Raw genomic sequence first — 6,091 nt, 5'->3', positions numbered from 1 at the left:
GTGCAGCAATATGTGACCTGAAGCCTGTCAATCGCCGCACTGCTGCGCCTGGTGGTATTGAGTCTATCTATCGACAAGGCTCGTGCCGCCGGCAACCGCCGATCGCAGTTTGCTCGGCGGCATTCCAAATGTCTCCCGGAAAACCCTGGAGAAATGCGACGCGTTCTCGAAGCCGACTTCGATGGCGATGTCGAGCATCGGCACGCTGGTCTCGAGTAGAAGCTGCTTTGCCCGCTCGAGGCGCACCTTCTTGTAGACGAGCGCCGGGGAGGTTTTCGTCTTCTCCATGAACAAGCGTTCCAGCTGCCTTCGCGACAATCCAACCGATGCCGCGATCTCGGATATCGAGATTGTATTCTCGATATGGTTTTCCATCGCAATCAGCGCCGCCTGAAGCCGCGGATCGTTGCATTCGATCGAGAGCGGTCGGCGCGGCTGGATGTGCAAGGCCGGGCGCGCCTTGTCGATCTGCAGGACCTCGAGCGCATTTCTTTCGGCGCGTTCGCTGATATGACGCCTCACGATCGATGCTGCCATGTCCGCGGCACTGCTGCCGCCGGCGCACGATCCCCTCGTCCGATCGAGGTTGAAGATGCGGTCCGACCTGACTTCGTGATCCGGGAAGCGCTGACGGAATGCCTGGTAGTGCAGCCAGCTGACGCAGGTCCGATGGAACTTCATCAGGCCGGCGTCCGCAAGCACGAAGGTCCCCGTGCAGACGCCGATCAATGGCACTTTGCTGGCGGCTGCCTTCTTGAGATAGCGGACCGTCTCGTCGTCGACCGGGAACTCGGTGTTCAACAGCCCGCCGACGACGACGATATAGTCGAACAGACTGGGGTCCACAAGATCCGATGTCGGCGCGACCTGCACGCCGCAGCTGGAGGTGATCAGATGCCGAGTGCTGGCCAGAACCTGCCAATCGGCAAAGATGCGGCCCGACCGGTCCGCCTCGTCGCTGGCCAGACGCAGCGTATCGACGAACAAGGCGAAGGCTGAAAGGGTGAACGAACGCGCGAGCACAAAACCGATTTTCAGTCGGTTCATCTCGGCAATTCCGCTTGCGGATTTCATCGATCGTTTCCTTCGCTTCGGCCACTTGCGGCTTCGAGGCTCGTCGCCCGCGCTGCTATCCTACCGGCAAAATTGTGGCCATGATGCCGGCGGAATAGTCGCACTGATGCTCCATGAACGACATGACGACCTCAGGCTGAAGCGAGCGGCCTCTACGCAATCTGGAATCCATGGGCCAGGGGATCGCGGTCATCGACGAATATCGTGTTGTGACCGATGATGCGGGCCCAGCCGCCGACGCTTGGCGTGATCCCCTTGAAAGGACCGATGTCGGTCTCCGCCTCGACGCGGCCTTCGAACACCGTGCCGATCAGGCTTTCCTGGCGGAAAATGTCACCGACCTTCAGCCGGCCCTTGCCATGGAGTTGCGCCATGCGTGCCGAGGTGCCAGTGCCGCCCGGCGAACGGTCGATCGCCTTGTCGCCATAGAACACCGCGCCGCGGCCGTCGGCATTTCTGGTTGACGGCTTGTCGCACCAGATGGCGTGGTGCACGCCGCGGATCCTTTCATCGTCGGGATGAACCGGATCGCAGACTGGTTCGAGGGCCTCGCGAAGACTGCGGCTGAGACCCACGATGTCGCTGGCCGACAGGCCGTCGATGCCCCGCCACGACTCTTGCGGCTCAACGACAGCGTAGAAGTTGCCGCCATAGGCGATGTCGACGACGAGCCGGCCGAGGCCAGGGACATCGACGGCGACATCCGCGGCATGCAGGTAACTGGCGACGTTGAACATAAGGACGGAGTCAACGAATTCGCCCGGCTTTTCGTACCGGATGTCAACCCGTCCCGCGGGCGTCTCGATGGAAAGCCTGTCCGGGACCCGGGGCGTCACCAGGCCTTCCTCGATTGCCGCCGTCACCAGTCCGATCGTGCCGGCGCCGCACATCGGCAGGCAGCCGCTGACCTCGATGAAGATGACGGCGAAATCGCAGTCCTCGCGATATGCCGGGTAGATGATCGCGCCCGACATGATGTCGTGTCCACGCGGTTCGAACATCAGTGCCTGCCGGATCCAGTCATGATCGCGCATGAAGAGTTCACGCCTCTCGGCGATCGGGGCGTGGGGCAGCAAGGGGCCACCCCCTGCAACGAGCCGAACCGGATTGCCGCACGTATGGGAATCGATGCAGAAGAAGCTGCGGCGCATGATCTCTCTCTTTGCCGTACCGGCTCAACTTTCACATTGCGCGGCCAGGGCTCATCCTTCGCGGCCAGCACGCAATTCCTGCAAACGGATCACGGCGTTCACGCCGAGCCACGCCAGCGGCTCGGGCGGCAGCCTTGCCGGTTGTGGCTGATCCGAGAATTTGTCGAGCATCTCGGAGCGGGCACCGGTCGCCAGATCGGCGGCCATGACGCCCGCGAGCGTGCTTTTGACGGTCCCAAGACCGTTCTCGCAGCATGCCGAATAGAGGCCCTCTTCGATCTCGCCGAAGGCCGGGACATGGTTGCGGCTGAGGCAAAGCCGACCGGCCCAGACGTATTCGAACGGCACGTCCTTAAGGTCCGGAAACCTCGCATCCAGCGAAGCCCGCTGCTCGGCGGCGATACCGGCTAGACGCTTTTCGCTGACTTGAACGGCCCAGTCATAGGTAAACCGGGTTCTGATTACGATGCGCGAAGATCCATCGCTGGAAATCTTCCTGACCGTTGCGCCCATCGGGTCGGCCGGAAGCAAGGCCCACCTGTCCTTGCCCGTCGATTTCGATGTGAAGGGGGCGGTCATCGACGCATAGGTGAAGATATGCATCAGGCGGCCGCGGAAGTAGCCGAAGTCGTCGATGTGGCCGTTGACGCCCAGGATCACCTTTGGAGCGGTAACGGTCCCATTGCGCGAGAACGCTTTCCAGGTCCTGCCGAGGCGTTCGAGTTTCAGCACCGGCGAGCGCTCGAACATGTCGACTTTGGAGGCCAGGCCCGCAGCGAACCCGCGAATATAGTCGGCGGGCTGGATCATCACGGTGCCCGGCGTATAGAGGCCGCCCAAATAGTAAGACGAGCCGGTCAACTCCCGCATCTCCACGGCATCGAGGAAGCGGTGCTCCTCGCCGATGGTCTTTAGCGAGCGACCATAGTTGGCATTGAGCGTCATGCCGCGCCCCGTCGCCGCGGCATTGATCTTGCCCGACGGATCGAAGGTGCGCGCGGCCATGCCGTATTCCGCCGCCGCGTCAGCGGCGAAGGAAATCGCGAAACGGTTCTGGGCGATCTCGGCCCTGGTTTCGGCTTCACCGGCAACGGAGTATTCGCCCGACGACAGATTGTGCGGGACGTCGATCATGTAGCCCGAGTTGCGGCCCGCCGGACCCTTGGCGATTTCTGCTGCTTCCAAGAGGACGATCTTGTCTCCGGGTCGAAGCTGGGCGAGGCGCCGCGCCGCCGAGAGGCCGGCGAAGCCGCCGCCGATGATCAGCCAGTCGGCCGAAACGTCGCCTTCAAGCGCGCGGACCGGGAAGGATCGCTTGCTGATCGCCTCCCAGCCCGAGGTTCCGGATTCCGCCGGGAGACGCTTGACCACAAGGTCACTCATCTTACGGTCTCGTCGACCGAACGATCCGAGACGTCGATCCAGACCGTCTTCAACTCGCAGTAGTTGTCATGCGCGAAGACCGACTTGTCGCGCCCGCCGAAGCCGGACTCCTTGTAGCCGCCGAACGGAGTGGTCGCATCGCCTTCACCGAAGCAGTTGACGGTGACAACACCGGCGCGGATTTCGCGCGAAAGCTTGATCGCCTTGCGCAGGCTCCCCGTATAGACGGACGCGGTCAGGCCGTAGTTGGTGTCGTTGGCAAGCGCGATCGCCTCAGCCAGCGAATTGAATGTCGTGACCGAGAGGACCGGACCAAAAATCTCTTCCTGGAACAGCCGGCTCGAAGGGGTGACACCGTCAAAGACCGTCGGCTCGACATAGATGCCTTTCTGCGTGCCGCCGCCGTGGGCGACCGTGAGCTTTTCGGTCTTTGCATCGGCGAGAAAGGATTTCACCTTTTCGAAATGGCTCTTGCTGACCAGTGCGCCGATGCGGTTTTCCGGGTCGAGCGGATCGCCGGTCTTCCACTCGCGCATATAGGCGCCGATCCGCTGCAGCAATTCGTCCTTGATGCTGGCCTGGACGATAAGCCGCGACGTGGCCGAGCAATTCTCGCCCATGTTCCAGAAGGCTCCGTTGACAACCTGCTCGGCGACCAGGTCGAGATCCTCGGCATCGTCGAGAACCACCGCCGGGTTCTTGCCGCCGCATTCCAGCACGACGCGCTTAAGATTGGAGTCCGCCGCGTAGCGCAGGAAGCGGCGCCCGGTCGGCGTCGATCCGGTGAAGGCCACCATGTCGACGCCCATGTGCATGCCGATCGGTTCGCCGACATCCTTGCCGCCGCCAGGCACGACATTGAAGACACCGGCCGGAATACCGGCCTCGTGGGCCAGCTCGGCGACACGAAGCGTCGTCAGTGTTGTCTCCTGGGCGGGCTTCACGACCACCGAGCACCCGGCGGCCAGCGCCGGCCCGATCTTCCAGGCCAGCATCAGCAGCGGAAAGTTCCACGGCAGGACGCAGCCGACCACGCCGACCGGTTCGCGCACGACCATGGTCAGCGCCTTCGAGCCGACAGGCGCCGTGTTGTCGTAGAGCTTGTCGATGAGCTCGGCGTGCCAGCGCAGGGTATGGATCGTATCCGGCACGTCGACGGTCTGGCATTCGCGAATCGGCTTGCCGCTGTCGAGGCTCTCCATGACCGCAAGCTCGTGGCGGTTGCGCTCCAAGAGCTTGGCGAATCTGAGGAGGACGGCCTTGCGCTCCGCGGGCGAGAGGTGCTGCCAGCGGCCGTCATCGAAGGCTTCCCTGGCCTTGGCCACGGCGAAATCGACATCGGTTGAATCGCAGGCGGCGATCTCGGCAAGCGTCTCGCCGGTAGCCGGATTTGTCGTCTTGAATGTCTTGCCGGAATTCGCCGGACGGAATGCCCCATCAACAAAGGCGTTGGTCGGGAATTGGATCTCCGCGGCGAGCGCCCTGTATTCGGCGGCGGTCAAAGGCTCATGCATGGTTTGCTCCTGAAGTGATCTGGGCGACCGTGCGCTTCAAGGTGGCGACGACAGTCTGCAGGGTTCGCTTTTCTTCTGAGTTGAGAGGCCGCAGCGGCGCACGAACGCCACCTGCCTTCAGGCCGATCAGCTCACATCCATGCTTGATCGATTGGACGAATTTTCCACATTCGAGGAAATCCATCAGCGGCAGCATCGCGGTCATGATCGCGCGGCCCTTGTCGAAATTCTTCTCGAGCACGCACGCCTCGTAGAGCGCGACGTGCTCGCGCGGGAGAAAGTTCGAGCCGGCACAGACCCAGCTCCTGGCGCCCCAAGCGAAGAATTCGAGGGCCTGGTCGTCCCAGCCGCAGGACAGCGAGATGTGCGGGAACTTGCGGGCCAGCCGATGCAGATTGCCCATGTCGCCGGAGCTCTCCTTGATGGCGACGACATTCCGGGATTTTCCGATGCGGGAGAAATACTCCTCCCCCATCATGACACCCATGCGCGCCGGGTAGTTGTAGAGCATGATCGGGAGGTTCGCGGCGCGGTCCACAGTGAGGGCATGAACCGAATTCTCGCGCTCCGTCGGCAAGGCGTAGGGCGGCGACGATACGAGGATCGCGTCGGCGCCGATCTCTTTCGCCGCCTTGGCGTATTCGACCGAGTCTTCGGTCCTGATAGCACCCGTGCCGATGATGAGGGGGATGCGGGTGCCAATCACCTTCTTGGCGTAGGCGCCGAGAGCGAAGCGTTCCTGGGTGCTCTGGGCGTAGTATTCGCCGGTCGATCCGCCAATGATGATGCCGTGCACTTTGGCTTCAATAAGTGACTCCAGAACGTCCGCGAACGCGGCGTTATCGATCCGCCCATCGGGGCCGAGCGGCGTGATCGCCGGTGTGTAGATGCCTTCGAATTTCAAGATAGTTCTCCGTCAATGGAATGGCGGTTTCGGCCAATGCGTCATTCGGCCCTTCTGCGAGCTTT

General features: G+C 62.4%; 5 protein-coding genes. All 5 read right to left on the bottom strand.

Features of this window, described 5'->3' with window-relative positions; translation table 11 throughout:
• Positions 1-63: 63 nt before the first annotated feature.
• Positions 64-1,047 (bottom strand): GlxA family transcriptional regulator, encoded by a 984-nt coding sequence (locus EN781_RS23020; protein WP_245455628.1) that lies wholly within the window; start codon positions 1,045-1,047, stop codon positions 64-66.
• 179 nt (positions 1,048-1,226) lie between these two features.
• A complete protein-coding gene (locus EN781_RS23015) occupies positions 1,227-2,225 on the bottom strand; it encodes a 4-hydroxyproline epimerase (RefSeq protein WP_127400360.1) in 999 nt (332 codons plus the stop codon).
• A 51-nt stretch (positions 2,226-2,276) separates the two neighbouring features.
• A complete protein-coding gene (locus EN781_RS23010; protein ID WP_126056441.1) occupies positions 2,277-3,608 on the bottom strand; it encodes an FAD-binding oxidoreductase in 1,332 nt (443 codons plus the stop codon).
• Entirely contained in the window at positions 3,605-5,122 is a 1,518-nt protein-coding gene (locus EN781_RS23005) for an aldehyde dehydrogenase (RefSeq protein ID WP_126056442.1), read from the bottom strand. The genes EN781_RS23010 and EN781_RS23005 overlap by 4 nt, the downstream gene beginning before the upstream one ends.
• Positions 5,115-6,026, bottom strand: coding sequence for a dihydrodipicolinate synthase family protein (locus EN781_RS23000; protein WP_127400359.1), 912 nt, complete (start codon positions 6,024-6,026; stop codon positions 5,115-5,117). The genes EN781_RS23005 and EN781_RS23000 overlap by 8 nt, the downstream gene beginning before the upstream one ends.
• Positions 6,027-6,091 lie beyond the last annotated feature (65 nt).

Source organism: Mesorhizobium sp. M4A.F.Ca.ET.090.04.2.1 (assembly GCF_003999085.1).
GTDB lineage: Bacteria > Pseudomonadota > Alphaproteobacteria > Rhizobiales > Rhizobiaceae > Mesorhizobium.
Note: the sequence above shows the minus strand (reverse complement) of the source record. Positions and strands in the feature narration are given on the sequence as shown.

Excerpts from the sequence above, each read along its gene's own strand:
- EN781_RS23015 (WP_127400360.1), bottom strand. The coding sequence starts at position 2,225 with ATGCGCCGCAGCTTCTTCTGCATCGATTCCCATACGTGCGGCAATCCG.
- EN781_RS23005 (WP_126056442.1), bottom strand. The coding sequence starts at position 5,122 with ATGCATGAGCCTTTGACCGCCGCCGAATACAGGGCGCTCGCCGCGGAG.
- EN781_RS23010 (WP_126056441.1), bottom strand. The coding sequence starts at position 3,608 with ATGAGTGACCTTGTGGTCAAGCGTCTCCCGGCGGAATCCGGAACCTCG.
- EN781_RS23020 (WP_245455628.1), bottom strand. The coding sequence starts at position 1,047 with ATGAACCGACTGAAAATCGGTTTTGTGCTCGCGCGTTCGTTCACCCTT.